Source organism: Actinosynnema sp. NPDC002837 (genome assembly GCF_040295345.1).
Lineage (GTDB): Bacteria > Actinomycetota > Actinomycetes > Mycobacteriales > Pseudonocardiaceae > Actinosynnema.
Window position 1 is genome coordinate 1 of record NZ_JBEOVG010000038.1, and the last position, 26343, is coordinate 26343.

The window sequence follows — 26343 nt, forward strand, 5'->3', positions numbered from 1 at the left end:
ACCCGCGACCGCCCCCGCCCCGTGCCCGCCGCGGCCGGCCCGGTGTCCCGGGCAGGCCGCGAACTCGGGCCCGGGTCCGCTAGCAGCCGATGCGGTCGGCGCCCAGCGCGATGTCGTCCAACCAGATGTCGTAGCTGCCCTCGTTGGGCTGGTAGAGCTGCCAGCCCAGCTTGACCGTGTCGAACCTCGGGAACAGGAAGTCGACCTGGTTGCCGCCGTGCTCGCGGGTCGAGACGGTCAGGTCCGGGTTCGGCTTGCCGTCGAACCACAGCGTGATCCGGTTGTCGGAGGCGTCCATCCGCCACTCGACGCACTGCCAGACGCCTGCCTTCGACGGCGCCGACTCGCGCCAGTTCGTCCAGTCGCCGGTCGGGCCGCCGTCCGCGCCGACGCCCCACAACGCCTTGTCCAGCGTGGGCACGTACTGCCCGCCCAGCGGGCGCACGACCTCCGGGCCGTCACCCGTGGCCTCGATCAACGTGTAGTGCGCCCAGTCCGGCGCGTCCGGGAACGCCTCGACGCGGACCCGGACCCGGCCGTAGAAGCTGTTGCCCGGCGCGGCGAAGTCGTCGACCTTGAGGAACGCCCGGCCGTTGCCCTCGGCCCGCACGTGCAGCACCTTCTGGCCGCGCCGGTCGCGTTCGACCTCCAGCGAGCCGTTGCGGGTGTCCACGCCCCACTTGAGGCTGGTGCCCGCGCCGGTCGGCACGTGCTGGAAGTCCTCGCAGAACAGCAGGTCGGCGCGGGCGCAGGACTTCAGCCGGTGGTCGGCCTGACCGGGGCCGGCGGCGTCCGCGACGGGCAGGGCGACGACCGACAGCAGGACGGCGAGGACCGCCGTGGACAACCTTTTCCGCACGGGTAGCTCCTTCTGCGCTGAGGGGGCAGCAGGAAGCTATCCGTTCTGGGAACGCTCCCATACCTCTGACCGGCGCAAAAGTCCTGGTCCGTTCGCGGGTCCTATTCGAAGCGGGAGGGATCGCCCGCGCCGTGCCGGATGATCTCGGGCTCGCCCTGGGAGAAGTCGACGACGGTGGTCGGCACGGTGCCGCAGTCGCCCGCGTCCAGCACGGCGTCGACCACGTGGTCCAGCCGTTCCTTGATGTCCCAGCCGTGGACCAGCGGTTCCTCCTGGTCGGGCAGCAGGAGCGTGCTGGACAGCAGCGGTTCGCCGAGCTGGTCCAGCAGGGCCTGCGCGACCGGGTGGTCGGGGATGCGGGCGCCCACCGTCTTCTTCTTCGCGTGCATCAGCCGGCGCGGCACCTCGGTGGTCGCCGGGAGGATGAACGTGTAGCTGCCCGGCGTCGCCGCCTTGATCGCCCGGAAGACCGCGTTGTCCACGTGCACGAACTGCCCGAGCTGGGAGAAGTCGCGGCACATGAGCGTGAAGTGGTGCCGGTCGTCCAGGTGCCGGATCTGCCGGATCCGGTCCAGGCCCGCCTTGTTGCCGAGCCGGCAGCCGAGCGCGTAGCAGGAGTCGGTCGGGTAGGCGACCAGGCCGTCGGACTTGATCAGCTCCACCGCCTGGTCGATGGACCTCCGCTGCGGGTTCACCGGGTGCACGTCGAAGTACCTGGCCATGCGGGGAGCCTAGTAGTCCGGCAGGAGCCCCGCGTGCAGGCCCGCGGGTCACGTGAACGCGAGCATGGCGCCGAGCGCGACGAAGGCGCCCGCGAAGCCCCGCCGGATCCACGTCTGCACGCGGGGGCGGCGGATGATGTGGTCGCGGACGGCGGCGGCGGACCAGCCGTAGCCGACGAACACGACGAACGTGAGCGCCATGAACGCCGTGCTCAGCTCGACCATGCGCGGGACGGCGGCCGGTTCGTCCGGGCGCACGAACTGCGGCAGGAAGGCGAAGAAGAAGATCGTCAGCTTCGGGTTGAGCAGGTTCACCATGACGCCGGACGCGATCACCCGTGCCGACGAGCGGTGCGGTGCGGCGGGGTCGACGGCAAGCGCGGTCTTGTCGCGGATCGTGCTCCACGCCAGGTAGAAGAGGTAGGCGACGCCGAGGTACTTGAGGACCTGGAACGCGGGCGTGCTGGTGTTGAGCAGCGCGGCCAGCCCGGTGAGCGCGGCCAGCACGTGCGGCACGATGCCCAACGTGCAGCCCACCGCGGCCACGGCGGCGACGCGCACGCCACCGGTGAGGCCGGCCGAGGTCGTGTAGAGCACGCCGGTGCCGGGTGTGGCGACGATGACGAGGGACGTCAGCAGGAAGTCGGCGGTCACCGGGCGCGCCCGGTCGTGGAGCGGATCATGGCGTCCACCCTGGTGACAGACTGGTCCGGTGAACAGGTCCAATCCAGGTCAGGTCGACAGGTCCATAACGACGGGATCGGACTTCCTGCAACTCGACATCGGCGACGCGCCGGTGGGAGGGCGGGCCGACTGGCTGGCCCGGCGGCTCCGGGAGGCGATCGCGGACGGACGGCTGCCGGTCGGGAGTCGGCTGCCCGCGACCCGGGTGCTGGCGGGCGAGTTGCGGGTCTCGCGCGGGGTGGTCACCGAGGCGTACCAACGGCTCGCCGAGGACGGCCACGTCAGCGGACGGGGCCGGGCGGGCACCGTGGTGGTGGCCGCGCCCCACGCGGTCTCGCCTCGGGTGGGTGGTGCGCGGGCTGTGGGTGGTGCGCGGGCTGTGGGTGGTGCGCGGGCTGTGGGTGGTGTGCGGGGCGCTGGGGGAGGGGACGCGCGGCAATCGGGTGCGGGCCGGTCGGACATCGGGGGAGTGCGGGGCGAAGGCGAGGCGGGCGCTGGTGGAGTGCGGGGCGCGGGTGGGTCGGGTGCCGGGGGAGTGCCGGCCAGGTCGCCGGTCGCGGGCGGCGTCCGGCTGGTCGACGGCGGTGGGGTGGCGGGTCGGCCGGTTTACGGCGGCGGTGTGGTAGGTCGGCCGGTTGGCAGTGGTGCGGTGGTGGGTCGGCCGATCGACGGCGGTGTGTTCGCACGGCCGCCCGGCGCGGACGCGTTCGATGCCCTGCGCGGTGTCCCCGCGCGGATCGACCTGTCGCCCGGTGTGCCGGACCTGACCGCGTTCCCGCGTGCCGCCTGGCTGCGCGCCGAACGTGCCGTGCTCCGCACCTTGTCGGCGTCGGACTTCGGCTACGGCGACCCGCGCGGCACGCCGGCGTTGCGGCACGAGGTCGCGCACTGGCTCGCCCGCTACCGGGGCGTCCGCGTGGACCCGGACGAGGTGGTGATCGTCGCCGGCGTCGCCCAAGCGCTCGGGCTGCTCGCCCGGGTGCTGCGCCGCGACGGCGTGACCGAGATCGCCGTGGAGGATCCGGGGTCGCTCGGCGCGCGACAGCACCTGCGCAACTGGGACCTCGACACACCACCCGTGCCGGTGGACGGCGAGGGCATCCGGGTGGACGAGTTGCGCGCCGGGGGAGCGCCGGCCGTCCTGCTGACGCCGGCGCACCAGTTCCCGACCGGAGTGGTGCTCGGCGGCGCGCGTCGACGTGAACTGATGCGGTGGGCCGAGGCCGGCGGTCTTGTCATCGAGGACGATTACGACGCGGAACACCGTTATGACCGGCCGCCCGTGCCCGCGTTGCGAGCAATGCTCCCCGAACGTGTTTGTTACGCCGGAAGTGTGTCCAAAGTGCTCGCTCCCGCATTGCGCGTCGGGTGGTTGCTCGTGCCCGGTGCGAATCAAAACAGTGTGATCGAAGCGAAGCGGTACGCCGATCTCGGCAATGCGGCGCTGCCCCAACTCGTCCTGGCCGCCATGATGGCCTCCGGGGAACTGGAACGGCACCTGCGGTTCGTCCGCCGACGCCACCGCCGCAGGCGCGACGCGATGATCGCGGCGATCGACCGGCACCTGCCCGATGCGGTCGTGCACGGCGCCGCGGCGGGGTTGCACCTGCTGGTGACCTTCGACGACGATGTGTCGGACACCGACCTCGCCGCGGCAGTTCTCGCCTGAGGGGTGAAGACGCAGCCGTTGTCGTGGCACGGGCAACGGCCCGGGCCGCCCGGACTGGTGCTCGGCTACGGCGCGAGCACGCCGACCGACATCGCCGAAGGCGTCGCCGTCATCGCGGACGCGCGCCGGCAATCGTGATCGTCCCTCTTGTTTTGTGCTCACTCAGAATTCCATTGCCGGTGGCAAAGTCACACTATCGCGTGGATGATGTGCACGGTCGGATTTTGTTGATCATCCTAAGTGGACATGCATGGTCGGCGCGGTCACGATGAGCGGAGGCCGGGAAGTCAGGCGCGGAGATCCTGCGGCACTCCCGGGTTATTCACGCTCTGTCGTTCGAAAGCAGAACTCCACTCATGACCGCACAAGCACCTACGAAATCCCACGATCGAGAGCACGACCACCACCCGATCCCCGTCCACCTCGTCGGCTCACTGCCGCGTCCCCTGTGCGACGACCCCGCCACCGCCATGGACTGGTTCCTGCGGCACCGGGGCGGCGCCGAGCTCACCGCCCTGCCGTCCGACCGCGATCCGCGCTGGATCGTCGACTGGCTCACCCACCACATGTCCTCCGTGCCGTCCCTCGAACAGGTGCGCGGCGGTGAGAGCCGCGGCTACGACGACATGCCGTACTACCGCGTCCGGGCCGGTCAGAAGCTGTGCGCGGAGGAGATCGGCCTGTCCCGCGTCGCGCAGGCGGACGCGGCGTTCGCGGCGCTGGACCGCTTGCACGTCACCGGGAACGGTGAAGACCTGCGCGTGCAGGTGGGCATCCCCAACGCGCTCGACCTGGCGGTGTTCGCGTTCGGCTCGATCGACGCCGCCCACGAGTGGCTGCCGACCATGCAGGTCGCGGTGGTGCACGAGGTGACCGAACTGGTCGCCCGGTGGGGCGACCGGCTGCAGCTCCAGCTGGAGACGCCCGCCGTGCTGGTGGCCTACCACCTCACCCCGCCGGCCGCGTGGCCGGAGCTGACCGCCCAGCTCGCCGGGCAGGTGGCCGGCGTGCTGGGCGCCGCGCCGCGCACCCGGTGGGTGCTGCACCTGTGCTACGGCGACCTGGAGCACGTGCCGGTGTTCACGCCGACCGACCTGCGGCCGGCGGTGCGGTTCCTCAACGCGCTGGCCGACGTGCTGGCCGGGCAGGGGGTGCCGATGCCGACCGTGCACCTGCCCGTGGCCAGCGGCGCCAACCCGCCGCCCACCGACCCCGCGTTCTACGACGAGCTGCGGCACCTGCGGCGCGGGGTGGAGGTCATCGCGGGGGTCGTGGCCGAGGACCACCCCGAGGAGACCCGCGAAGCGCTGCGGCTCACCGTGGACGCGCTGGGCATGCCGGTGGCCGGCGTCGCGGCCGCGTGCGGGTACGGGCGACGGACCGAGGACGCCGCCGCGGCGAACCTCGGCCTGGCCGCCAAGCTCGCGCAGGAGTGGAGCGTGCGCTGACCGCTCGGGCGGTGGGACGTCCGGCGTCCCACCGCCCGCTGCGGCAAGCCGACCGCCCGACGTGCCACGGCCCAGGCCGGGAGTCCGACCGCCCGGCCTCGTGCCGAACGACCCGCGGGTGGAGCGGGGGCCGGTCCGGCTCCGACCCCCGCTCGCCGGGTCACCCGAACGTGACGTCGCTGCAGAAGTAGTACGACCGGTGCAGGTGGCCTGGCCTGCCACACCGTGCAGATCACGTGGTGGCCGGCACCCCCCGGTAGTTCACGTGGTGGCCGGTGCGGCCCCGGCGCGTTCACGTCGACGGTCGTGGTGGTGCCGGTGGAGCCCTGCTTGGTGGCGGCCTCCGTCGGCCGCGGTGGACCGGCACGTACGGTGAAGGCGGGTTGCGCCGTTGGAATCACCGAGGAGTACGCGACATGGCTGAACGGTCCCGTGCCAGGAGCGGGCGCGTGGTGCGCACCGAGTGGATCGCGCCGCGGATGGTCCGCGTGGTCCTCGGCGGTGAAGGGCTCGCGGACTTCGCCGTCGGGCCGTACACCGACAGCTACGTCAAGCTCGCGTTCCCGCTGGAGGACGTGCTCTACCCCGAGCCGTTCGACCTCGCCGCGATCCGCGCGACCATGCCCCGCGACCAGTGGCCCCGCACCCGCACGTACACCGTGCGCAAGTGGGACGCGGACGCCGGCGAGTTGTGGATCGACTTCGTCACGCATGGTGACGTCGGCGTCGCCGGTCCGTGGGCGGCGAAGGCACAGCCGGGTGACGTGCTGCACTTCGCCGGTCCCGGCGGCGGGTACGCGCCCGACCCGGACGTCGCCTGGCACCTGATGGCCGGCGACGAGAGCGCGTGGCCCGCCATCGCGGCGGCGCTGGAGGCGTTGCCCGCCGGCGCCCGGGCGGAGGTGTTCGTCGAGGTCGACGGGCCCGACGACGAGCAGCCCGTGCGGTCGGCGGGTCGGGTGGACCTGCGGTGGCTGCACCGCGACGGCGGTCCGCGCGGACGACTCGTCGTGGACGCGGTGAAGGCCTCGACGTTCCCCGAGGGCGTGGTCCAGGTGTTCGTGCACGGCGAGGCGAACATGGTCAAGGACCTGCGCGGCCACCTGAAGGTGGAGCGGGGCGTCCCGCGCGAGCAGATGTCGATCTCCGGCTACTGGAGGCTCGGCGCGGACGAGGACGGCTGGCAGTCGTCCAAGGGCGAGTGGAACCGGCGGGTCGAGCAGGAACAGGGTTAGCGGTCCGCGGCGTCAGCCGTCTCGTCCAGCAGGCCCAGGGCGTCGTCGAGCGCGTGGAACTCGCGCGGCGGGCCCGGCTCGGACGGTCGTTTCGTCACCCGAGCGCGTCGCGCAGGCCGAGGCGCACCGGCGGCGGCAGCGGGTCGCGGGCCTGGAACGACTGGAGGAAGTAGGCGACCAGGCGGCGCGAGGCGGCCACCGTCGCGTCCACCGACTCGGTGACCAGGCCGTTGTTGGCCATCAGCACGAGCGTCAGGTCGTCGAGGGTGAAGTCGGGTCGCAGCCTGCCGGTCGCCTTGGCGCGGGCCACCAGCCCGGCGAACGCCTCCTCGGCCCGCGTGCGCAGCTCGTCGACCGGCACGGTGTCGGGGAACGCGGTCAGGAACGCCGCGCTGAACCCCCGGTCCCTGGCCTGCATCTCGCACAGCTTCTCCACCACGCGGCAGAAGCCGCGCCACGCGTCGGGGTCCTCCGCCGCCCGGCTGACCTCGCTCGTGCACGCCTCCAACTGCTCCGCGAACACCTCCCTGACCAGTTCCTCCTTGGTCGGGAAGCGGCGGTAGAGGGTGGCGACGCCGACCCCCGCCCGGCGGGCGATCTCGGTCATCGACACGTCCAGGCCGTCGGCGGCGAAGGTCTCCCTCGCCGAGGCGACGATGCGTTCGCGGTTCTGCCTGGCGTCCACGCGCAACTGAGTCGTCCTCCCTGGCACGTCTCTCACTTTACCTGAAATGGAAGGTGCCTTCCGTTTGTCGTGGTAGCGTCGAAGTGGAGGGTGTCTTCCACTTCCGTGAGGGGTGAGGAATGCGCGCAGCGCTGTTCGACCGGTACGGGCCGCCGGAGGTCCTGTACGAGGGCGTCGTGCCCGACCCGGAGGTCCCACCGGGGCACGTGCTGGTGCGGGTCCACGCGGCCAGCGTCAACGGTGGCGAGCTGATGGGCCGGTCCGGCAAGCTCAAGGTCCTGCTCGGCCCGAAGTTCCCCAAGCGGGTCGGCATCGACTTCGCGGGCGAGGTCGTGTCCGGGCCCGGCTTCGCGCCGGGCGCGCACGTGTGGGGCGGCCTGCCGCGTGGCCGGTTCGGCAGCGTGGCCGAGTACGTCGTCGTGCGCCCGCGCCAACTCGCGCCCAGCCCCGCCGGCCTCGACCTGGTCCAGGCCGCCGCGTTGCCGGGCGTCGGCACGACCGCCATCACCGCCCTGCGCGACAAGGCGAAGCTGCGCCGGGGCGAACGCCTCCTCGTGCGCGGCGCGAGCGGGGGAGTGGGCAGCGTCGCGGTGCAGGTGGGCAAGGCCTACGGCGCGCACGTCACCGCCCTGGCGGGCAAGGGCGCCTTCGACTTCGTCCGAGAGCTGGGCGCGGACGAGGCGATCGACTACCGCACCGATCCCGCCGACCTCGGCCGCTTCGACGTCGTCCTCGACACGTACGGTGGCACGCCGCGCGCGTACCGCCGCCTGCTCGGGCCCGGTGGCCGCATGGTCGGCATCGCGTTCCGCTCCGCCGCCGACGTCGGCTACCTCCTCGCGTCCGCGGTGTTCGGCCCGCGCCGCGTCCGCTTCTTCAGCGGCAACCCCGGGACCGATCTGTTCGCCGACCTCACGGCGCTCGTCGAGGGCGGCGCGGTCCGACCCGTGGTCGAGGCCGTCCACCCGGTGGCCGGGATCGCCGAGGCCCACCGTGCGCTGGAAGCCGGCGGGGTGCGCGGGAAGCACGTGATCCGAGTCCTCTGATCACACGAACGGGCTGATGGTGGTCTCCGCGCCCACCAGGGTCGCGCCGTAGATCTCCAGGTTCACCTGGGGGAGGAGCATGCCGTGGCGCGCGGCCACGTTCGCGTCACGCCACATCCGCTGCAACGGGCTGGAGTCGGCGAAGCCGCGCGAACCGTGCGCGTACAGCAGCGTTTCCAAGGCGCGGGTCACGTGGCGGACGGCCACGGAGGAGTCGGCGCGGCACCGGGCGCGGAGCAGTTCGGAGGGGTACTCGGCCTCGGCGGCGTACCGGTCGAGGAGGTCGGCGGCGCGGTAGGCGTGCAGCTCGGCGCTGTCCACCGCCGAGGCGGCCTCGGCGACGAGGAGCTGGAACGCGGCCGAGTCGCGTTGCCGGTCGAAGCCGGTGTAGGCGATGCCCTTGTCCGCCGCGGCGGCGATGACGTGCGCCAGGGCCGCACGGCCCAGCCCGACCAACGGGCCGCTGATCATCGTCACGAGCGACGGCACGAACGCGGCGCGGTAGGCGACGGGGGTGTCGGGCGTGACGTTGGCGCCCGTCACCATCCGCTCCAGCCGCAGCACGCGGTGGTCGGGCACGAACGCGTCCCGCACCACGAACCGGTTGCTGCCGGTGGACCTCATCCCGGCCACGTGCCACTCGTCCACGACCTCGAAGTCCTCGCGGGGCACCAGCGTCCACGCCAGGTTGCCGTCCAGCACGGCCGCCGCCAGCCCCCACGACGCGTGCCCGATGCCGGAGGCGTAGGTCCACTCGCCGCTGAGCCGGTAGCCGCCCGCCACGCGCTCGACCGGCCCGCTCGGCATCAGCGTCCCGGCGACCAGGGCTTCGGGATCGGCGCCCCACACGTCGTCCTGAGCCTGCTCGGGGAACAGGGAGGTGATCCAGTTGCTGCCGTTCCACAGCGCCGTGCACCAGCCCGCGCCACCGTCGAGCTCGGCCACCGCCGCCGACACGTCCAGGTGCGTGCGGATCGATCCCTCCCCGCCGCCGTACCGCGCGGGCCGCGTGACGCGGAACGTGCCCGCGTCCCGCATGGCCGCCACGGTGTCGCCGGAGACCTGGCGCTCCTCCTCGGCCCGCGCGGCGGCAGCGGTCAACCGCGGCGCGAGGGCGGCGATGGCGGTCAGGACCCCGGAGCTCATCACGAAACCCCCTTCGACGACAGCGGCGGCGGCCAGTCGATCGTCCCACCGCCGGCCGTCGGACCGGCACGACCATTCGCGTGGCCCGGTCCCGCCGAACGGGTCGAGGGCAACCGAACGCCGACGCCGTCTCGTCGTCCTGGGAGAGGGGGTGGACGGGTGAAGGACAAAGACGCCGAGTTCGTCGAGTTCGTGCGCGCGAAGCACCGCCACGTGCGGCGGACGGCGTTCCTGCTGTGCGCCGACTGGCACCTGGCGGAGGACCTGGCGCAGGCCACGTTGCTCAAGCTGTACCGCTCGTGGTCACGCGTGCGGCGGGCCGACTCCGTCGACGCGTACTGGCGCACGGTGCTCGTGCGCACCGTGATCGACCACCGGCGGCCGCTGAAGGGCTCGGAGAAGCCGGTGGCGGAGCCGCCGGACCTGCCCGCCGACGAGGTCGAGCACGAGAGCGGCATCGACGTGCAGCGCGCGCTGGCGGCGTTGCCACCGGGGCAACGCGCGGCCGTCGTGCTGCGGTACTGGGAGGACCAGTCGGTCTCGCAGGTGGCGAAGGTGCTCGCGTGCAGCGAGGGGACGGTCAAGAGCCAGTGCGCCAAAGGCCTCGCGGCGTTGCGCCGCGAGCTGGGCAGCACCTTGGACAAGGGAGGAGTGGCGTGATGAACGACGTGGACGAGGTGCGGCGGATGCTCGCGCCGGTGCTGGCAGGCGACACCGGGCCCCGGCACTCGCCGGAAGAGGTGTTGACGTCGGCGCGCAAGGCGGTGGCGCAACGGCGGGCGGTGGCCGGTGTGCTGTCCGTCGGTGTCGTGCTGGCGATCGGGGCGAGCGTGCTCTTCGCCGTGACCGATCGGTCCACTGTGGAGTCGGCGTCGGGCCCCGTGCTCACGACCACGCCGACCGACGTGCCCCCGGCGCCGACCACGCCCGGGCACGCCGCCGAGCTGACCGCGAGGCTGGCCGCGGCGGACGTCGTCCCCGACGGCTTCGAGATCCACCCGGTGGTCTCGGAGCGGAACGAGCCGCCGCTGCGCTTCAGCGCCCACGGGCCGGACACCTCGGGCGGCTACCTGGCCTCGGCCGTGTTCTCCGACGCCGAGGGCAGCGTGACGTTGGCGCTCTACGTGCGGTCGGCCACCGCGCCGGAGAACTGCACGGTGGAGAGCGGCTGCGTGCGCTTCACCGCGATGAACGGCCCGTTCTTCGACCAGCCGGCCGTGAAGTCCGTCGACGGTGTCGAGGTGGAGGTCGCGCGCGACCTCCGCACCGGCCTGCCGGGGCGGGTGTCGGCGGAAGCGCGCTTCCCGGACGGCACCGTCGTGGAGGTCACCGTCACCAACCAGACCACGGTGATGGACCACGGCTCGCCGTACACCCGGCCGACCACTCGCGACAGCGTGCCGTTCACCGAGCGGCAGTTGGTCGACCTGGTCACGAAGCCCGGCTTCGGCTACCTGCCGTGATCGCACCGCCGTCGGCGTGCCACGTCCGAGGCGCGTCGACGGCCGTGCGTGGGCTCAGCGCGGCCGCTGGTCGGCGAGGGAGCGGAAGCCCGCCGCGTGGAGCCGGCGGGTGCTCCGGCCGTCGATGCTGGTCCGGACCGGTGATCCGGGCGGTCCGCCGCCGGCCGCCGCGCCGACGAAGATCGAGACGATGACCAGCGGCAGCAGCACGGTCCGGACCGTCATCGCCCACGGCGCCTTCAGCCCGATCCGGCCGCCGTCGGCCAGTCGCACGAGTCGGGTGCCGGTGAGCACGGCGCCGAGCGCGCGGCCGTTGCCGTAGCACAGGCCGTACAGCGGGGGCACCACGAGCAGCAGCGCGATGGCGGCGAGGGCGAGCTGACCGTCGTCGATCCTCCCGGACGCGTACGGCACGCTGAGCACGACCAGGCCGACGCCGACCGCGAGCAGGAACACCACGAAGTCGACGAGCCAGGCCAGCAGCCGGCGCAGCTCGCCGGCCCGGACGTAGAGGACCCCGTCGGGGAACGACTCGATCCGCCCGGCGGCCCTCGCCCCGAGGACGTGCGCCGTCTCGGCCCGGACGACCTCCAGCCTCGTCGGCGGCCGGTCGAGGCCCGGAGCGGCCATGGCGTCCTCCAGTCGGTTCGTGACGGCGACATTCTGCCTGACGTCGAATCCGGTTCGGGCGCGAACGTATGATCCGGGCTCCACGACGTCAGGGGGCCGGGACATGAACCCGAATCCGAACGCCCGCGGCCAGGGCGCGCCGGCGGCGGCTGCGCCGAAGGCGTCGATCGTCCCGTACTTCCTGGCGCACCTGGTGACGGGCCTCGTCGTGTTCGTGGTGCTGACGGTCTTCGTCCAGACCGGCGAACCGGTCTCCTTCGGCCCGGTGCTCCTGGACTACGTGACCGTCCACCTGCCGGTGCCGCTGGTGCTCTCGTCGGTGCTGGCGTGGCTGCTGACCCGACGCGTGCGGCCGCCGTTCTGGGCGGTGCTGCTGCTGTCCGTGCCGTTCTACCTCGGCGCCCTGTTCATCTACGAGATGGGCCTGCTCATGGCGTCGACCCAGCAGTGAGGCCGGATCGCGTTCCGGACGGCCCGCGTCCGGTTCACGTCTAAGGTCCAGGTGTGCCGACCGAACTCAGCCCCACCGCGAAGGCCCTGCGCGCCATGGAGATCCTCCAGGCGCGCCCCGGCGTGACGGCGGGCGAGCTCGCCGCGGGGCTGGGCGTCACGGAACGGGCGGTGCGCCGGTACGTCGGGATCCTCCGTGAGGCGGGCATCCCCGTGGAGTCGACCCGGGGCCCCTACGGCGGGTACCGGCTCGGGCGCGGCACGCGGCTGCCACCGGTCGTGTTCACCGAGCCCGAGGCGCTCGTCCTGGTCATGGCGGTGCTCGACAACCCGGCCGACGACCTGGTGGACAGCGCCCTGGGCAAGGTCGTGCGGGCGCTGCCCGAGCACGTCGGCAAGCAGGCGGCGGCGCTGCGCGAGCACGCGTCGGCCGCGCCCGACCGGAACTCGGCCCGCCCGGACCCCGCCACGACCAGCGCGCTCGTCGCGGCCATCGCGGCCCGGCGTCGCGTGGTGGTCACGTACCGCCCGGACACGGGCAGCGAGTGGGACTCCGAGGTGGACCCGTGGGCGGTCGTCGTCCGGCACGGGCGGTGGTACCTGTTGTGCCACTCCCACCGCGCGGACGCGCTCCGCACCTACCGGATCGACCGGGTCCGGGCGGTCCGGGAGACCGAGCACGGGTTCGAGCCGCCGGCCGACCTCGACCCGGTGGCGGTGGTGGAGGAGAACCTGGGCACCGGCTGGGAGTTCCCGACCCGCGTGGTGTTCCACGCGCCGCCGGAGCAGGTGGCGCCGTGGATCAGGCCACCGATGGGCCGCCTCGAACCGCTGGGCGACGGGTGCGTCCTCGTCGGCAGCACGAGCAACCCCGCCATGTACGCGCAGGAGTGGCTGGCGACCGTGCCGGTCAACTTCCGCGTCGAGGGCGGGCCGGAACTGCGGGCCGCGGTCGAGGCGCTCGCCGCGCGGTTCGCCGCCGCCGTGGACTGACCACGATCACGGCCGCCGCCGCGCACAGGACCGCGGTCCACGCCAGGGTCGCGTCGGTCGAGGTGCGGTCGGCGACGACCCCGACCAGCCAGGGCCCGGCGGTCTGACCGGCCGCGAACAGCGTGGTGAACGCGGCCAGCGTCGCCGTGAGGTCGGCGGTCGGCACGGCGTCGCGGACGATCGCGGTGACGGCGGCGGGCACGCCCATGAACGTCGCGCCGTAGACGAGGGCGGAGCCGAGGATCACCGTCGGCGTCGGCGCCACCAACGCCAGGGCCGCGCCACCGCCCAGCACGCCCAGCAACGCGGCCGGCGCCCGGGAGCCCGGCCAGTTCGCGATCGGCCGGCTCCACAGGGCGGGCGCCGCCACCACCGCCAGACCGAGCGCCACCCACGTCAGCACCACCTGCCAGGTCGGCGCGTCGCGCTCGACGAGGTAGGCCGAGAGGAACGTGATGTAGGTGATGTAGCCGAGCGCGAACAGCGTGTACGCCACCGCGATCCGCCAGAGGGGGCGCAACCGCGGTCGGCCGGACGTCGCGGCCGGGGCCTCACCGCCGGCACGTGCCGCGGTCCAGGCGACCAGCGCCGCCGCGACGGCGGCCACGGCCAGGACCACCCAGGCGACCCGCCAACCGCTGCCCAGCAACGGGATCGTCACGCCGCCGAACGCGATGCCCAGCCCCGTGCCCGCGAAGTACACCGTGATCGGCGTGCCGGACCCGACCCGGGTGGCGATGCGCGAGGCGATCACCCCGCCGGCGATGAACACCACCGCACCCGCCGCACCGGCCGCCGCGCGCACCACCAGCAGCACCGCGAAATCGGCGGAGAGCGCCGTGGCGGCCAACGCGACCGCCGTGCCGACCAGGCCACCGCGGAAGGCGGCCGTGACGCCCCAGCCGCGGACGACCGCCGCGGTCACCAACGCGCCGAGCAGGTAACCGAGCCCGTTGGCGGTGCTCATCGCACCGGCCTCGGTCAACGTCCAGCCCAGGTCGTCGCGCATCGCGGGCACGAGCAGCCCGTAGGCGAACCGGGCGAGCCCGAGCGCGGACGCCGTGCCGAGCGCGAGCCGAGCCGCCTGCCACATCGCGCCCCCGTAGATCGAACCGATCGGTACCATCCGGTACGCTAACAGTGGATCGAACCGATCGGTACCATCTAAGTCATGCCGGTGGCCAAGGGCTCCACGATCGACCCGGGGCGCACCCGTGCCGCGATCCTCGACGCGGCCACCCCCGTGCTCTACGAACGCGGCCTCGACGGCATCGGCGTGGCCGAGCTGTGCACGCGGCTCGGCGTGTCCAAGGAAACGCTCTACCGGCACTTCGGCACCAAGGACGGCCTGGTGCGGGCCGTGCTGGAGGCCCGCAGCGACCGGGTGACGCGGGCGTTGGCCGACGCCGTGGCCGCCGCCGGGCCCGATCCCGCCGACCAGCTCACCGCCGTGTTCGACGCCTTCCAGCGGACCTTCGACGAGCCGGAGTTCCGCGGCTGCGCCCTGCTCAACGCCGCCGCCCAGCACCACGTCGAGCCGGTGCGCGCCCTCACCGCACGCCACATGGACCGGTACCTCGACACGCTCGTCGGCATCGCCGAACGCGCCGGGGCCGTCGACCCCGCGCTCCTCGGGCGGCAGCTCCTGATGCTGGTCGAAGGCGCGACCGTGGTCGCCACGCACCACGGCCCGACCGGAGCGGGCGACCACGCGCTGCGCGCCGCGCGCACCCTGCTCGCCGCCGCGTCCTGACACCGAACCCGTTCGGCGGAGTGGCGGACGGGGCGACAGGGGGACCATGGGTCGGGGGGAGTGCTCATGGATTTCGGTCGCAGAACCTTCATCCAGGCCACCGGTCTCGTCGCGCTCGGCGCGTGGGAGAACGACTGGGACCGGCTGCGCCGCGCGCTCACCGGCAGGCTGGTCCTGCCCGGTGACGACGTATACGACACCGTGCGCCGGCCGTACAACACGGTGTACGCGCACCGCAGGCCCGCGGCCGTGGCGCTGTGCGCCGACGAGTCCGACGTGGCGCGGTGCCTCGACTTCGCGGCCCGGGAGCGGATCCCGGTCGCCGCCCGCAGCGGCGGGCACAGCTACGCCGGCTACTCGGTGCCCGAGAACGGCCTCGTCGTCGACCTGTCCGCGCTGCGCCGGATCCGCGTGGACCGCCGCGGCCGGGCCGAGGTCGGCGCGGGCACGCGGATGATCGACCTGTACGACGAGTTGGCTCGCAACGGCCGGTTGCTGCCCGCCGGGTCGTGCCCGACCGTCGGCATCGGCGGGCTCACGCTGGGCGGCGGCATCAGCGTCGTCGGGCGCAAGTACGGCCTGACCGTCGACCACCTGCGCGCCGCGCGGATCGTGACGCCGGGCGGGCGGCCGCGCCGCACCGACGACCACGTCGAGCCCGACCTGTTCTGGGCGCTGCGCGGTGGCGGCGGCGGCAACTTCGGCGTCGTCACGTCGTTCACGTTCGACACCGAGCCCGCGCCGGACGTGGCCGCGTTCGTCCTGGAGTTCCCGGCGGGTGCGGCGACCGACGTGCTGGGCGCGTGGCAGGAGTGGATGCTCGACACCCCGGACGGCCTGTGGTCGGCGTGCAACGTCCGGGCCGGCAGCCCGCCGCCCGCCAACGTCATCGGCAGCTGGATCGGGTCCGAGGCCGAGCTGGACCGGCTCCTCGACCGGTTCGCCGCGAAGGTCGCGCCGACCAGCCGCACGGTCCTGCCGATGGACTACGGCACCGCGATGCGGTTCTTCGCCGGCTGCCTGCCCGCGTGCCTGCCCGACGACGGCTCGCCGTTCGTGGCGTCGTCCAGGATGCTGCACCGGCCGGTCGACCCGGCGCGGGTGGTGGCGCTGCTGGAGGGGCGGCGGACGGGCCGGGCCCAGTTCGACACGTTCGGCGGCGCGATCGCGCGCGTGCCGCCGGACGCCACCGCGTTCCCGCACCGCCGCGCCATCGCCAGCGCGCAGGCGTACGTCGACGTGGTCGGCGTCGGCGAGGCCGAAGCGCGCCGCATCATGGCCGACCTGCGCGACGGCATCGGCCACGACACCGGCTACGTCAACTACATCGACCCCGACATGCCGGACTGGCCGACCGCCTACTACGGCCGGAACCTCCCACGCCTGCGCCGCGTCGCGCGCCGCTACGACCCGGACCGCGTCCTCGCGTTCCCCCAAGGGCTCGCCTGACCCGGGACCGAAAGGTGATCACCAGATAGTGGATGATCACTCACATGTCCACGTCGTCGATCGGTTCGCCGCACCGCGGGCCGATCACCGCGCTCACCGCCGTCCGACGGGCCGATGGGCGGGCGGTGCTCGTCAGCGGGTCGCACGACGGCGGTGTGCGCCGCTGGGACGCGGTCACCGGACAGGCGCTGGACGACCCGCTCGACGGTCGGGCCTGGGTGTGGTCGCTGGCCGCCGCGTCCACAGAGGACGGACGCGCACTGGTCGTCGGCGGGTTCGGGGACGGCCGCGTGGTGCGGTGGGACGCGGCCACCGGCCAGCCCTTGGCGGAAGTGCCCCGGACCGGGTGGGTGCGGGCCTTGGCCATCGTCGGCACGGTGGTGTTCAGCGGTTCCGACGACGGCGACGTGCGCCGGTGGGACGTGACGACCGGTCTGCCGGTGGGTGACCCGTTGCGCGGCCGCGCGTCCTCGGTCTGGTCACTGGCCGCCGCGGCGCTGCCCGACGGCCGCACGCTGGTCGTGGGCGGTTACGCGGACGGCGCGCTGTGGCGCTGGGACGCGGTGACGGGCCGGCCCGAAGGCGAGCCGGTGATGGGCCACGCCGGTCCGGTGCGGTCGCTGGCCGTGGTCGGCACCACGCTGTTCAGCGCCTCCGACGACGGCAGCGTGCGCCGGTGGGACGTGGCGACCGGGCAGCCGGCGGGCGACCCGCTCACCGGCCACCCCGCCGCGGTGCTGTCGCTGCTCCCGGTCGTGGTGGACGACGGCCGCACGCTGCTCGTGGCCGGCTGCCGTGACGGCTCGGTGCACCGGTGGGACGGCGGAACCCCGGTGGGGGAGCCCCTGACCGGCCATCGCGGTCCCGTGCGGTCGCTGGCCGTCGTCGGCACGACGTTGTTCAGCGGCGGCGACGACGGCGACGTGCGCCGCTGGGACGCGGCCACCGGCGAGGCCGTCGGCGACCGGCTGACCGGCCCGCCCCGGGGCGTGCGGTCGCTGACCACCAGCGGGTCGCTGCTCGTCGGCGCGAGCGGCGCCGAGGTGTGCCGCTGGGACCTGGACACCGGCCGACCCGTCGGCGAACCGCTCGTGGGGCACACCGCCCCGGTGTGGTCGGTGGCCGCCCTCGGCACGCTGCTCGTCAGCGGGGGAGAGGACCTGGCGGTGCGGCGCTGGGACCTCACCACCGGCCGTCAACTGGGCGAGCCCCTCACCGGGCACACCAAGACCGTGACGTGCGTGCTCGCGTTCGAGCACGCCGGGCGCGTCCTGGTCGCGGGCGGCTCCCAGGACCACACCGTGCGCCTCTGGGACGCCGGGACGGGCCGTCCCGTCGGCGAACCGCTCACCGGCCACACCGGCCACGTGCGGTCGCTGGTCGCCGTGCGCCTCCGCGACGGCCGCACGCTCTTGGTCAGCGCCGCCTACGACAAGACCGTGCTGCGGTGGGACGTCGAGACCGGAGCGCTGGTGGGCGAGCCGATCACGGGTGAGGACGGCGTTCGCGGGCCCGTGGCCGCGGTCGTCCTGGACGACGGGCGCGTGCTGCTCGCCGGCGGGGGCCGCAAGGGTGTCGTGCGCCGGTGGGACGCGGAGACCGGGCAGCCCGTCGGCGAGCCCATGGCGGGGCACACGCCGACCCACTCGGTGACCGCGCTGGTCGCGGCCCGGCCTGGTGGCGGGCGCCCGGTGCTCGTCAGCGCCGGGCCCGACGGGCTCGTGCTGCGGTGGGACGCGGAGACCGGCCGCCGCTTGGGTGAGCCGATCCGCTCCGGCGGCCGGGCGGTGAAGCTGACCGCACTCGGCACGCCGGACGGCGGACTGGTCGTCATCACCGGTTCGGACACGGGCATCACGACGCGGCGGCTGACCGCGTGACGACGGCGCGGGACGACGGACGACCGGGAGGACACGACCACGTGGACGTGCAGAAGCTGTTGTGGCGCTTGGCCGACGAGTACACGAAGCGCTCGGACACGGTCCGGCCCGACTGGTTCGACCACGCGGGCGACCTCGTCGTGGCGGACGGTCGGGTGACCTGGGAGACGCCGTGGCGCACCGAGGCCGGCTTCACCCACGCGCTGCCGGCCGGCCCCCACCCGGTCTACGTGGGCTCGCACACCGTGATCGCGGACCACTGGGAACCCGACCGGTTCCGGTACTTCGCGAGCATGGTCGTGATCCCGCTGGCCGAGCCCGCGCGCATCGCGGCGGCGGAGTGGGACCACGACGGGTACGACGACATCCACCTGATCGAGGACTACGCCGTGCTGTGGGGCGACGAGGCCATGCGCGCCACGCTCCCGTTCGAGGACGACGTGCCCTCCTTCTTCCCCGACGCGCGGGACCGCATCCTGGCCAAGGGGCCGCACCACCGGCCCGACAACTGGGTGGACGTGGTGCTGGACCCGGAGACCGGGCTCAACGGGATCGTCCTCCCCGTGGCGGCCGAGAACCTCACGGGTCACGAGATCGTGGACGACGACGGCACGCTGCTCTGCCTGGTGCTGGCGACGTACGACTAGGAACGGATCCGGTGCGCCGTAGGCGTCCGAGGGTGTTCCGGGCTACCCTGGGAGCGCTCCCAGGAGATTCCCCGCCGTCGTGGACCCTTCGGAAGGAGTTCCATGCGAAGCACTGTCCGCGCCTTCGTGCTGGCCGGGCTGATGGCCGCGTCCGCGGTCGTCGCCGCAGCCGGGCCGGCCCAGGCCGACACCACGATCTGCGAGCAGTACGGATCGACCACCATCCAGGGCCGCTACGTGGTCCAGAACAACCGCTGGGGCTCGTCGGCCACCCAGTGCATCAACGTCACCTCGACCGGTTTCCGGATCACCCAGCAGCAGGGCTCGGCGCCGACCAACGGCGCACCGCTGTCGTACCCGTCGGTGTTCCTCGGCTGCCACTACTCCAACTGCTCGCCGGGCAGCAACCTGCCCATGCAGGTCAGCCGGATCCGCAGCGCCTCGTCCTCGATCAACTACACCTACGTGGGCGGCACCTACAACGCCTCCTACGACATCTGGCTCGACCCGACGCCCAAGACGAACGGGGTCAACCAGATGGAGATCATGATCTGGTTCAACCGCCAGGGCTCGATCCAGCCGATCGGCAGCGCGGTCGGCAACACCACCATCGGTGGCCGCAGCTGGCAGGTCTGGCGCGGCAGCAACGGCGCCAACAACGTGATCTCCTACGTCGCGCCGTCGCCGATCACGTCGTGGTCGTTCAACGTGCTCGACTTCGTCAACGACGTCCGCAACCGCGGCGCGATCACCACGTCCTGGTACCTGACCAGCATCCAAGCCGGTTTCGAGCCGTGGAACGGCGGCACCGGCCTGGCGGTCAACAACTTCTCCGCCTCGGTCAGCGGCTGATCCGAGCACCGGGCCGGTCCGGGCCGACACCCCGGACCGGCCCTTCGGCGCGGTCAGCGCTCGAACACGACCTCCGCCGCCGGCACCAGGCGCACCGCGCCGCCGGGGTGGACGGCCGTGCCGAGGAGCCGGTTGTGCCGCGCGACGACCTGCTCGGCGGTGAGGCCCGCCTCCGGGTCGCCGTCGGCCGCCGGCGAGTGGCCGTCGCTGACCAGCACGACGTCCAGGCCGTGGCTCAACGCCGACCGCGCCGTGGCGTCCACGCAGTAGTCGGTGGCCAGGCCGGTCAGCACCACGGTGTCCACGTCCCGTTCGGCGAGCAGCGCGGCGAGGTCCGTGCGGTAGAAGGCGTCGGTCGCCGTCTTGTCGAGCACCACGTCGGTCGGTTCGAGGCCGAGGCGTGAGCTGATCCGCGTTCCCGGGTTCGCCGGGTCGAACGGCGTGCCGCCGGGCCCGATCTGCCGCAACGCGACCACCGGCACGCCGTTGCGCCGGGCCTCGCGCGCCAACGCGGCGACGCGGTCGACCAGTTCCTCGCCGCGCCAGACGAGCGGGACCAGCATCTCCTGCAGGTCGACGATCAGCAGTGCCGCGTTCATGCCGGCGCAGCCTAGCCGCGGGCGGGCTCGACGCGGTCGGTCGCGCCGCGACGGAACGGCCGGTCCGGCCGTTCGCGGTGGGCCTCGGTTTGCGCCGGGACCGCTGTAACCTATATAACCAGTTACATGGCACTGAGCTGGAAGTTGGTCATCGACACCAAGAACGCACCCGCCCTCGCGGACTTCTGGGCCGCGGCCCTGGACTACGAGGTGGAGGACCCGAGCGCGCTCATCGAGCAGCTGCTGGCGGCCGGTCACCTCGGCGCGGAAGCGGTCATCGAGCACAACGGTCGCAAGAACTTCCGCGGTTTCGCCGCCGTCCGCCACCCCGAGGACCCGTTCGACGCGACCAGCGGCGTCGGGCGCGGGCGGCGGCTGCTGTTCCAGGACGTGCCCGAGGCCAAGTCCGGCAAGAACCGCCTGCACATCGACATCCACGGCGAGCCGGGCGGCCTGGACGAGCTGGTGGCCCGCCTGGAGGGTCTCGGCGCGACCCGCGTCACCGAGTTCGACAAGGGTCCGGCCGGGCACTGGTGGGTCATGCGGGACCCGGAAGGCAACGAGTTCTGCGCGTCGTAGGGCGGGAGAACTTCGGAGGAGTGACGGGGGCGCTGATCGGGTACCTGAGGCTCACTTGACTCGAAGGAGTGAACGTGACCGTCTCCGGCATCATCAGCGCCCTCATCGTGGGCCTGATCATCGGCGCCCTCGGCAGACTCGTGCTGCCCGGCAAGCAGAGCATCCCGATCTGGCTGACCATCGTCGTCGGCATCGTGGCGGCCGTGATCGGCACCTTCATCGCGAACGCGCTCGGCGTGGGCGACACCCGCGGCATCGACTGGATCGAAGTGATCATCCAGGTCGCGCTCGCCGCCGGTGGCGTCGCCGTGGCGGCGGGCTTCTACACCCGCAAACGGGTCGCCTGACCCACCGCGCCCGACCCCGTCGAAGCCTGACCTCCCGCTCACCCGGCGGGGGTTAGGCTTCGGCCATGTCGAGAGGGCGTGGCCGGACGGCGGACACCGCCGCGGCGATCGCCGCGGGCCTGGTCGCGCTGCTCGGGCTGCTGGTGCAGTCGCGCGGCGTCGACACCCCGGGCGAGTGGGCGGCACTGCTCGTCGTGCTGGTCTCCGCCGGCGCGCTGGTCGTCCGCCGCCGCCACCCGATCCCGGTCGGCGTGGTGGCGTTGGCCGCCATCAGCGCGTACGGGGCGCTGCTGCACCAACCCGGCCCGATCATGGTCGTGTTCGTGGTCGCGCTCTACACGGTCGTCGACGAGGGCCACCTCGCCGTCGCCATCGGGCTCGGCGTCGCCTCGGTCGTCGCCTTCGCCCTCGCGGACAGCTTCAACCGGACCGACAACGGCGCGACGTTCCTGCACGCCGGCTGGCTCATCGCCGTCATCGTCGGCGTGACCCGCAACCGCCGGGCCTACCTCGCCGAAGCGGAGGCGCGCACCCTCGCCGCCGAGCAGCGGATGGAGGAGGAGGCCCGGCGACGCGCCACCGACGAACGGCTGCGCATCGCCCGCGAGCTGCACGACGCGCTCGGGCACCACCTCTCGCTGATCAACGTGCAGGCCAGCGCCGCGCTGCACCGCCCGGACCCGGCCCGCTCCGAGCAGGCGCTCACCGCGATCAAGCAGACCAGCAAGGAAACCCTGCGCGAGCTGCGCGCGACGCTCAACGCCCTGCGCCAGGACGGCGACGCGCCACCCGGCCTGAACCGCCTCGGCGACCTCGTCACGACGGCGGGGCGGTCCGGGCTGGAGATCCGCGTCGAGCTCGCCGAGACCCGGCCGCTGCCGCCGGAGGTCGACCTGGCCGCGTACCGGATCGTCCAGGAGGCGTTGACCAACGTGACCCGGCACGCGGGCGCGACCGCCGCCGTGGTCCGCGTCCGGCCCGACCACGACACCGTGCTGGTGGAGGTCGAGGACGACGGCACCGGCGCACCGGGCGCGCCCGGCAACGGCATCCTCGGCATGCGGGAACGGGCGCAGGCGCTGGGCGGCGAGCTGACCACGGGCCCGCGCCCGGACGGCGGCTTCCGGGTCCACGCCCGCCTGCCGCTGCGCGAGGACCCGGTGCCGGCGTGATCCGCCTGCTGCTCGCCGACGACCAGACCCTCGTCCGCGCCGGGTTCCGGTCCATCCTGGACGGTGAGGACGGCATCGAGGTGGTCGGCGAGGCCGCCGACGGCGCGGAGGCGGTGCGGCTCACCCGGCACCTGCGGCCCGACGTCGTCCTCATGGACGTCCAGATGCCCGGGCTGGACGGCCTGGCCGCCACGCGGGAGATCACCGCGACCTCCGACGTCCGCGTGATCATCCTGACCACGTTCGACCTGGACGACTACGTCTACGGCGCGCTGCGGGCCGGTGCGAGCGGCTTCCTGGTCAAGGACACCGAGCCGGCCGAGCTGATCCACGGTGTGCGGGTCGTGGCCCGCGGTGACGCGCTCCTCGCGCCGTCGGTCACCCGCCGGCTGATCGCCGAGTTCGCCACCCGCGCCACGCACCCGGACCCGGGACCGCGGCTGAGCGCGCTCACCGACCGCGAACGCGAAGTGATGGCGCTGGTGGCGGCCGGCCTGTCCAACGACGAGATCGCCGCCCGGCTCGTGCTGAGCCCGGCCACCGCGAAGACCCACGTCAGTCGCATCATGACCAAGGCGGGGGTCCGCGACCGGGCCCAGCTGGTGATCCTCGCGTACGAGTCCGGCCTCGCCGTGCCGGGCTGGCTGACCGATCAGGCGGTCTCCCGGCGCGAGCGCGCCAGCGCCGACCCGCCGAGGACCACGGCGACCGACCCGACCACCAAGGCAACGTAGGCCCCGCCACGGCCGTTGCCGGTCCCGATGCCGCTGTCGGAGGTGACCGCGACGAGCCCGCCGAGCGCCAGGCCGACGACACCCGTCGCCAAGGACACGAGGGCCCCGAGCCGTCCGGTGCGGGTGCCGAAGCGACCGGTGGGCCGGGTGAGGGCCAGTGCGCCCACCACGAGGCCGACCAACCCCAGCACCGCGCCGAGACTGGCGCCGATCCGTCCCGGGCTCATCGTGTAGACACTGGCCGCGGCGAGAACATTGGCGACATGCATGGGGATTCCTCCACTCGTACAACAGGTACGGGCAGCGTAGGAACGGGGGTGGCCGCGAGTCGTCATGCCGGAGTTGCCGATCTTCCTACCACCCCGGTTGTACGCCCTCCGCGCGCCGTACCACCGCAGTGGCGGTCGCGTGCCGCAGCGGGCTCGCCGTCGGTCATACCCATACGGGGTATGGTGGGACGGTAGGTCGTCGGCGGAGGGGGCGGTCGGTGGGTGTCAGCGGGTTCGTCGCGGAGGGCTACGAGCAGGTTCGCCGGGTGTTCACGAGGATGGTCGACGAGGGTCGGGAAACCGGCGCCGGGCTGTCGGTGTGGGCCGGTGGACGTGAGGTCGTCCGGTTGAGCGGTGGTTGGGCCGACGTGGCCCGCAGCCGTCCGTGGCGGGACGACACCCTCGTCACCACGTACTCGACCTCCAAGCCGTTCGCCGCGCTCACCGCGCTGGCGGCGGTGGCCGACGGCGCGTTGTCGTTGGACGAGCCGGTGTCGACCTACTGGACCGACTACGCGACCGGCGGCAAGGAGCGCACGACGTTGCGGCAGGTCCTGACCCATCGGGCGGGTCTGCCCGCGTTCCCGGCCTCGGCCGCCGCGGTGGACCTGCTGGACGACGCGGGGCTCCGGCGTGAGCTGGCGGCGGCCACGGCGGAGTCCGAGCCCGGGTCGGTGTTGGCCGAGCACGCGTTGACCTACGGCCACCTGATCGACGGGGTCCTGCGTGCCGCCACGGGGCGGTCGCTGGGCGAGCTGTACGCCGACGTGGTCCGGCCGGCGTTGGGCGTCGACGCCTGGTTCGGCGTGCCGGAACGGGACCTGGACCGCGTGGCCGAGCTCGAACTGGGCATCGACGGCAGCACGGACGACCTCGTGGCCGAGGTCGCCTCGTCGTACCAGCGCGCGCTCGCCCTCCCCGTCGGCGCGCTGGACCCCGCCCGCCTCAACTCGCCGGACTGGCACCGGGCGGTGTTCGGCGCCAGCGGTCTGCACGCCTCCGCGACCGCGCTGGCGCGGTTCTACGCGGGCCTGACCGCGCCGGACGGGCCGGTCCGCCGACTGCTCGGACCGCGGTTGCACGCGGACTTCCTGGCGTCCCAGGTGTGCGGTCACGACGAGGTCGTCGGCACGACGGTGAACTGGGCGCTCGGCCTGTTCCGCACCGGCTCGTTCATCGGCCTCGGCGGGTTCGGCGGGTCGGCCGCGTGGTGGTCGCTGCGCAACGACCACGCGGTGGGTTACGTGACCCGCCGACTCCACGACCACTCGCGGATCGCCGAGATCGCCGCCGAACTGGGCGACGACCTCAACCTCCGGGTCGACTGCGGCTGACGCCCGGTCGGGACGCGCCGACCGACCACGAGCCCGAACGCGCCGAGCGCGGTCAGGGCGCGGGCCACGTCGAACATCTCCCACCGGTCGAAGATCGCCGCGTGGTCGGCCAATGAAGTCACGGTCGGCGCGCCCGCGGTGGTGGCGCGGCCGGCCGCGTGAGTTGGCGCCACGTTGCGGGCGGGCGGAAGTCCGGCTTGACAGGGTGATACCCCTAGGGGGTATGTTCGCGATCGCTCCACGGGATACCCCCGAGGGGTATCGAAAGGAAGGACCCGTCATGAACCCCGATCCCCGGCGCTGGTGGGCACTCGTCGTGCTCGCGGCGGCGCAGTTCATGGTCATCATGGACACCTCGATCATCGCCGTGGCGCTGCCGGACATGCAGCGCGAGTTGGGCTTCACCCCCGGCGGGCTCCAGTGGGTGTTCAACGCCTACGCGGTCGCGCTCGGCGGCCTGCTGCTGCTCGGCGGCAGGCTCTCGGACCTCTGGGGCGCACGCCGCGTGTTCGCCGTCGGCTGGGCCACCCTGATCGTCGGCTCGGTGATCGCCGCCGCCGCGACCGGGGCGGGTACGGAGGTCGTCGGCCGCGCGGTGCAGGGCGTCGGCGCGGCGCTGATCGCACCGGCCGCGATGACGCTGCTCATGGTCCTGTTCGCCGGTCAGCCCCGCGAACTGCCGAAGGCGATGGCGTTCTACGGCGCGGCGGCCCCGGCCGGCGGCACCGCGGGCGTGTTCCTCGGCGGCGTGATCACCGAGTGGCTGAGCTGGCCGTGGGTGTTCGTCGTCTACGTCCCGATCGGCCTGCTGACCCTCGCGCTCACGCCGAGGCTGCTGCCCGTCGTCCCCGGTCGCAGCGGTGGTCTGGACGTCGGGGGAGCGGTCGCGGTGACCGGCGGGCTCGCGCTGGCCGTCTACGCCATCGTGCAGGCGCCCGAACGCGGCTGGGCGTCGACGGCCACGCTGGTGCAGCTCGGCGCCGCGGCGGTCCTGCTGATCGCGTTCCTGCTGGTGCAGCGGACGGTCAAGAACCCGTTGATGCCGCTGGGGGTCTGGCGCACGCCCGACCTGGCTGCGGCGAACGTCGCGATGGCGTTGCTCGGCGCGGCGTGGATCCCGATGTGGTACTTCCTCAACCTCTACGTCCAGCAGGTGCTCGGGTTCGACGCGTTCGCCAGCGGCGCGGCGCTGCTGCCGATGACCGCGCTCATGACCGTGCTGATGACCACGGTCACCGGACGCCTGATCGGCCGCTTCGGCGCCAAGCCCCTGATCGTCGCCGGCCTCGCCGTGCTCGCCGCCGGCCTCGGCCTGCTGGCCACCGCCGACCCGGGCGGCAGCTTCGTCGTCGACGTCCTGCCCGGCTCGCTGATCGCCGCGGTCGGCATGGCGCTGGTCTTCATCCCCGCGACCATGGCCGCCATCGGCGGGGTCGCCCCCGACCAGGGCGGGCTGGCCTCGGGCATCGTCAACACCACCTACCAGGTCGGCTCGGCGCTCGGCCTGGCCGCGATGACGGCGGTGGCGACGTCGCGGGGCGCGGACCGGCTCGGGGACGCGGTCGCGCTGACCGACGGCTACTCGGCCGCCTTCACCGGCGCCGCGCTGGTCGCCCTGGCCGCCGCGCTGCTGGCCGCCTTCACCCTGCGCGGCCGGGTCGTCGAGCCGGTGGCGGTCGACGCCTGACCCGCGGTGGA

Annotated in this window: 29 protein-coding genes; 20 read left to right on the top strand and 9 right to left on the bottom strand. The window is 73.4% G+C overall.

The features are described from left to right. Positions 1-79: 79 nt before the first annotated feature. From ABTZ99_RS24275 to ABTZ99_RS24285, 3 genes are all read right to left on the bottom strand, one after another. Positions 80-859: a hypothetical protein gene (locus ABTZ99_RS24275; RefSeq protein WP_498779470.1), complete on the bottom strand. Its 780-nt coding sequence runs from the start codon at positions 857-859 to the stop codon at positions 80-82. 101 nt (positions 860-960) lie between these two features. Continuing rightward, complete coding sequence (locus ABTZ99_RS24280; protein WP_498779469.1) at positions 961-1581, bottom strand: L-threonylcarbamoyladenylate synthase; 621 nt, start codon at positions 1579-1581, stop codon at positions 961-963. A 48-nt stretch (positions 1582-1629) separates the two neighbouring features. Next, complete coding sequence (locus tag ABTZ99_RS24285) at positions 1630-2235, bottom strand: LysE family translocator (protein WP_499614188.1); 606 nt, start codon at positions 2233-2235, stop codon at positions 1630-1632. A gap of 58 nt (positions 2236-2293) precedes the next feature. Between ABTZ99_RS24285 and ABTZ99_RS24290 the strand changes: the two genes are divergently transcribed. From ABTZ99_RS24290 to ABTZ99_RS24305, 4 genes are all read left to right on the top strand, one after another. Beyond that, positions 2294-3934: an aminotransferase-like domain-containing protein gene (locus ABTZ99_RS24290; protein ID WP_499614189.1), complete on the top strand. Its 1641-nt coding sequence runs from the start codon at positions 2294-2296 to the stop codon at positions 3932-3934. A gap of 3 nt (positions 3935-3937) precedes the next feature. Then, positions 3938-4072, top strand: coding sequence for a hypothetical protein (locus ABTZ99_RS24295; RefSeq protein WP_499614190.1), 135 nt, complete (start codon positions 3938-3940; stop codon positions 4070-4072). A 218-nt stretch (positions 4073-4290) separates the two neighbouring features. Beyond that, positions 4291-5382 carry a hypothetical protein gene (locus ABTZ99_RS24300; protein ID WP_499614192.1) on the top strand — a complete coding sequence of 364 codons (1092 nt, stop codon included), beginning with the start codon at positions 4291-4293 and terminating at the stop codon, positions 5380-5382. A 416-nt stretch (positions 5383-5798) separates the two neighbouring features. Continuing rightward, positions 5799-6617 (top strand): siderophore-interacting protein, encoded by an 819-nt coding sequence (locus tag ABTZ99_RS24305; protein WP_498779462.1) that lies wholly within the window; start codon positions 5799-5801, stop codon positions 6615-6617. Between the two features lie 94 nt (positions 6618-6711). On the opposite strand, the gene ABTZ99_RS24310 is transcribed toward ABTZ99_RS24305, so the two are convergent. Next, positions 6712-7329, bottom strand: coding sequence for a TetR/AcrR family transcriptional regulator (locus ABTZ99_RS24310; RefSeq protein WP_498779460.1), 618 nt, complete (start codon positions 7327-7329; stop codon positions 6712-6714). Between the two features lie 92 nt (positions 7330-7421). On the opposite strand from ABTZ99_RS24310, the gene ABTZ99_RS24315 reads away from it, so the two are divergent. After that, positions 7422-8348 (top strand): NAD(P)-dependent alcohol dehydrogenase, encoded by a 927-nt coding sequence (locus tag ABTZ99_RS24315; RefSeq protein WP_499614193.1) that lies wholly within the window; start codon positions 7422-7424, stop codon positions 8346-8348. Here ABTZ99_RS24315 and ABTZ99_RS24320 read toward each other — a convergent pair whose 3' ends face one another. Beyond that, complete coding sequence (locus ABTZ99_RS24320) at positions 8349-9494, bottom strand: acyl-CoA dehydrogenase family protein (RefSeq protein WP_499614194.1); 1146 nt, start codon at positions 9492-9494, stop codon at positions 8349-8351. 159 nt (positions 9495-9653) lie between these two features. Here ABTZ99_RS24320 and ABTZ99_RS24325 point away from each other — a divergent pair, with 159 nt between their 5' ends. Together ABTZ99_RS24325 and ABTZ99_RS24330 are read left to right on the top strand one after the other, a co-directional pair. Continuing rightward, a complete protein-coding gene (locus ABTZ99_RS24325; protein WP_498779455.1) occupies positions 9654-10154 on the top strand; it encodes a SigE family RNA polymerase sigma factor in 501 nt (166 codons plus the stop codon). Further along, on the top strand, positions 10154-10957 hold the full coding sequence (locus tag ABTZ99_RS24330) for a hypothetical protein (RefSeq protein WP_499614195.1): 804 nt from the start codon (positions 10154-10156) through the stop codon (positions 10955-10957). The genes ABTZ99_RS24325 and ABTZ99_RS24330 overlap by 1 nt, the downstream gene beginning before the upstream one ends. Positions 10958-11011: 54 nt before the next feature. On the opposite strand, the gene ABTZ99_RS24335 is transcribed toward ABTZ99_RS24330, so the two are convergent. After that, complete coding sequence (locus ABTZ99_RS24335; RefSeq protein WP_499614197.1) at positions 11012-11587, bottom strand: RDD family protein; 576 nt, start codon at positions 11585-11587, stop codon at positions 11012-11014. 103 nt (positions 11588-11690) lie between these two features. Here ABTZ99_RS24335 and ABTZ99_RS24340 point away from each other — a divergent pair, with 103 nt between their 5' ends. Both ABTZ99_RS24340 and ABTZ99_RS24345 read left to right on the top strand, forming a co-directional pair. Then, positions 11691-12038 carry a hypothetical protein gene (locus ABTZ99_RS24340; protein ID WP_498779452.1) on the top strand — a complete coding sequence of 116 codons (348 nt, stop codon included), beginning with the start codon at positions 11691-11693 and terminating at the stop codon, positions 12036-12038. Between the two features lie 53 nt (positions 12039-12091). Further along, positions 12092-13030 carry a helix-turn-helix transcriptional regulator gene (locus tag ABTZ99_RS24345; RefSeq protein ID WP_498779450.1) on the top strand — a complete coding sequence of 313 codons (939 nt, stop codon included), beginning with the start codon at positions 12092-12094 and terminating at the stop codon, positions 13028-13030. On the opposite strand, the gene ABTZ99_RS24350 is transcribed toward ABTZ99_RS24345, so the two are convergent. After that, positions 12948-14156, bottom strand: a complete 1209-nt coding sequence (locus tag ABTZ99_RS24350; protein ID WP_499614200.1) for a YbfB/YjiJ family MFS transporter — start codon at positions 14154-14156, stop codon at positions 12948-12950. The two genes, ABTZ99_RS24345 and ABTZ99_RS24350, sit on opposite strands and share 83 nt — an antisense overlap. Before the next feature lie 45 nt (positions 14157-14201). Between ABTZ99_RS24350 and ABTZ99_RS24355 the strand changes: the two genes are divergently transcribed. The 5 genes from ABTZ99_RS24355 (at position 14202) to ABTZ99_RS24375 (ending at position 19611) form a co-directional block, all read left to right on the top strand. Next, entirely contained in the window at positions 14202-14783 is a 582-nt protein-coding gene (locus ABTZ99_RS24355) for a TetR/AcrR family transcriptional regulator (RefSeq protein WP_499614202.1), read from the top strand. Positions 14784-14849: 66 nt separating this feature from the next. Next, a complete protein-coding gene (locus tag ABTZ99_RS24360; RefSeq protein WP_499614205.1) occupies positions 14850-16232 on the top strand; it encodes an FAD-binding oxidoreductase in 1383 nt (460 codons plus the stop codon). 44 nt (positions 16233-16276) lie between these two features. Continuing rightward, positions 16277-18112: a WD40 repeat domain-containing protein gene (locus ABTZ99_RS24365; protein ID WP_499614208.1), complete on the top strand. Its 1836-nt coding sequence runs from the start codon at positions 16277-16279 to the stop codon at positions 18110-18112. A 41-nt stretch (positions 18113-18153) separates the two neighbouring features. Further along, a complete protein-coding gene (locus ABTZ99_RS24370; protein ID WP_498779442.1) occupies positions 18154-18759 on the top strand; it encodes a hypothetical protein in 606 nt (201 codons plus the stop codon). A gap of 102 nt (positions 18760-18861) precedes the next feature. Beyond that, positions 18862-19611 carry a GH12 family glycosyl hydrolase domain-containing protein gene (locus tag ABTZ99_RS24375; RefSeq protein WP_498779440.1) on the top strand — a complete coding sequence of 250 codons (750 nt, stop codon included), beginning with the start codon at positions 18862-18864 and terminating at the stop codon, positions 19609-19611. A 53-nt stretch (positions 19612-19664) separates the two neighbouring features. On the opposite strand, the gene ABTZ99_RS24380 is transcribed toward ABTZ99_RS24375, so the two are convergent. Continuing rightward, positions 19665-20210 carry a cysteine hydrolase family protein gene (locus tag ABTZ99_RS24380; RefSeq protein ID WP_498779439.1) on the bottom strand — a complete coding sequence of 182 codons (546 nt, stop codon included), beginning with the start codon at positions 20208-20210 and terminating at the stop codon, positions 19665-19667. 126 nt (positions 20211-20336) lie between these two features. Between ABTZ99_RS24380 and ABTZ99_RS24385 the strand changes: the two genes are divergently transcribed. From ABTZ99_RS24385 to ABTZ99_RS24400, 4 genes are all read left to right on the top strand, one after another. Next, positions 20337-20789 carry a VOC family protein gene (locus tag ABTZ99_RS24385; RefSeq protein WP_498779438.1) on the top strand — a complete coding sequence of 151 codons (453 nt, stop codon included), beginning with the start codon at positions 20337-20339 and terminating at the stop codon, positions 20787-20789. Positions 20790-20863: 74 nt separating this feature from the next. Beyond that, complete coding sequence (locus ABTZ99_RS24390; protein WP_498779437.1) at positions 20864-21136, top strand: GlsB/YeaQ/YmgE family stress response membrane protein; 273 nt, start codon at positions 20864-20866, stop codon at positions 21134-21136. 65 nt (positions 21137-21201) lie between these two features. Beyond that, positions 21202-22308, top strand: a complete 1107-nt coding sequence (locus tag ABTZ99_RS24395) for a sensor histidine kinase (RefSeq protein WP_498779435.1) — start codon at positions 21202-21204, stop codon at positions 22306-22308. Further along, on the top strand, positions 22305-23042 hold the full coding sequence (locus ABTZ99_RS24400) for a response regulator (RefSeq protein WP_498779434.1): 738 nt from the start codon (positions 22305-22307) through the stop codon (positions 23040-23042). The genes ABTZ99_RS24395 and ABTZ99_RS24400 overlap by 4 nt, the downstream gene beginning before the upstream one ends. Here the strand turns inward: ABTZ99_RS24400 and ABTZ99_RS24405 are convergent. Continuing rightward, positions 22961-23311, bottom strand: a complete 351-nt coding sequence (locus ABTZ99_RS24405) for a DUF6223 family protein (RefSeq protein WP_499614215.1) — start codon at positions 23309-23311, stop codon at positions 22961-22963. The genes ABTZ99_RS24400 and ABTZ99_RS24405 overlap by 82 nt on opposite strands. A 218-nt stretch (positions 23312-23529) precedes the next feature. Between ABTZ99_RS24405 and ABTZ99_RS24410 the strand changes: the two genes are divergently transcribed. Continuing rightward, positions 23530-24645 carry a serine hydrolase domain-containing protein gene (locus tag ABTZ99_RS24410; RefSeq protein WP_499614217.1) on the top strand — a complete coding sequence of 372 codons (1116 nt, stop codon included), beginning with the start codon at positions 23530-23532 and terminating at the stop codon, positions 24643-24645. Positions 24646-24925: 280 nt separating this feature from the next. Next, a complete protein-coding gene (locus ABTZ99_RS24415) occupies positions 24926-26332 on the top strand; it encodes an MFS transporter (protein WP_499614219.1) in 1407 nt (468 codons plus the stop codon). Positions 26333-26343: the final 11 nt, after the last annotated feature.

What these genes read in the sequence shown, in the direction of transcription:
- ABTZ99_RS24280 (WP_498779469.1), bottom strand. Translation starts at nt 1,581, where the DNA reads ATGGCCAGGTACTTCGACGTGCACCCGGTGAACCCGCAGCGGAGGTCC.
- ABTZ99_RS24300 (WP_499614192.1), top strand. Translation starts at nt 4,291, where the DNA reads ATGACCGCACAAGCACCTACGAAATCCCACGATCGAGAGCACGACCAC.
- ABTZ99_RS24305 (WP_498779462.1), top strand. Translation starts at nt 5,799, where the DNA reads ATGGCTGAACGGTCCCGTGCCAGGAGCGGGCGCGTGGTGCGCACCGAG.
- ABTZ99_RS24315 (WP_499614193.1), top strand. Translation starts at nt 7,422, where the DNA reads ATGCGCGCAGCGCTGTTCGACCGGTACGGGCCGCCGGAGGTCCTGTAC.
- ABTZ99_RS24320 (WP_499614194.1), bottom strand. Translation starts at nt 9,494, where the DNA reads ATGAGCTCCGGGGTCCTGACCGCCATCGCCGCCCTCGCGCCGCGGTTG.
- ABTZ99_RS24330 (WP_499614195.1), top strand. Translation starts at nt 10,154, where the DNA reads ATGAACGACGTGGACGAGGTGCGGCGGATGCTCGCGCCGGTGCTGGCA.
- ABTZ99_RS24335 (WP_499614197.1), bottom strand. Translation starts at nt 11,587, where the DNA reads ATGGCCGCTCCGGGCCTCGACCGGCCGCCGACGAGGCTGGAGGTCGTC.
- ABTZ99_RS24340 (WP_498779452.1), top strand. Translation starts at nt 11,691, where the DNA reads ATGAACCCGAATCCGAACGCCCGCGGCCAGGGCGCGCCGGCGGCGGCT.
- ABTZ99_RS24350 (WP_499614200.1), bottom strand. Translation starts at nt 14,156, where the DNA reads ATGGTACCGATCGGTTCGATCTACGGGGGCGCGATGTGGCAGGCGGCT.
- ABTZ99_RS24355 (WP_499614202.1), top strand. Translation starts at nt 14,202, where the DNA reads ATGCCGGTGGCCAAGGGCTCCACGATCGACCCGGGGCGCACCCGTGCC.
- ABTZ99_RS24360 (WP_499614205.1), top strand. Translation starts at nt 14,850, where the DNA reads ATGGATTTCGGTCGCAGAACCTTCATCCAGGCCACCGGTCTCGTCGCG.
- ABTZ99_RS24365 (WP_499614208.1), top strand. Translation starts at nt 16,277, where the DNA reads ATGTCCACGTCGTCGATCGGTTCGCCGCACCGCGGGCCGATCACCGCG.
- ABTZ99_RS24375 (WP_498779440.1), top strand. Translation starts at nt 18,862, where the DNA reads ATGCGAAGCACTGTCCGCGCCTTCGTGCTGGCCGGGCTGATGGCCGCG.
- ABTZ99_RS24380 (WP_498779439.1), bottom strand. Translation starts at nt 20,210, where the DNA reads ATGAACGCGGCACTGCTGATCGTCGACCTGCAGGAGATGCTGGTCCCG.
- ABTZ99_RS24385 (WP_498779438.1), top strand. Translation starts at nt 20,337, where the DNA reads ATGGCACTGAGCTGGAAGTTGGTCATCGACACCAAGAACGCACCCGCC.
- ABTZ99_RS24395 (WP_498779435.1), top strand. Translation starts at nt 21,202, where the DNA reads ATGTCGAGAGGGCGTGGCCGGACGGCGGACACCGCCGCGGCGATCGCC.
- ABTZ99_RS24405 (WP_499614215.1), bottom strand. Translation starts at nt 23,311, where the DNA reads ATGCATGTCGCCAATGTTCTCGCCGCGGCCAGTGTCTACACGATGAGC.
- ABTZ99_RS24415 (WP_499614219.1), top strand. Translation starts at nt 24,926, where the DNA reads ATGAACCCCGATCCCCGGCGCTGGTGGGCACTCGTCGTGCTCGCGGCG.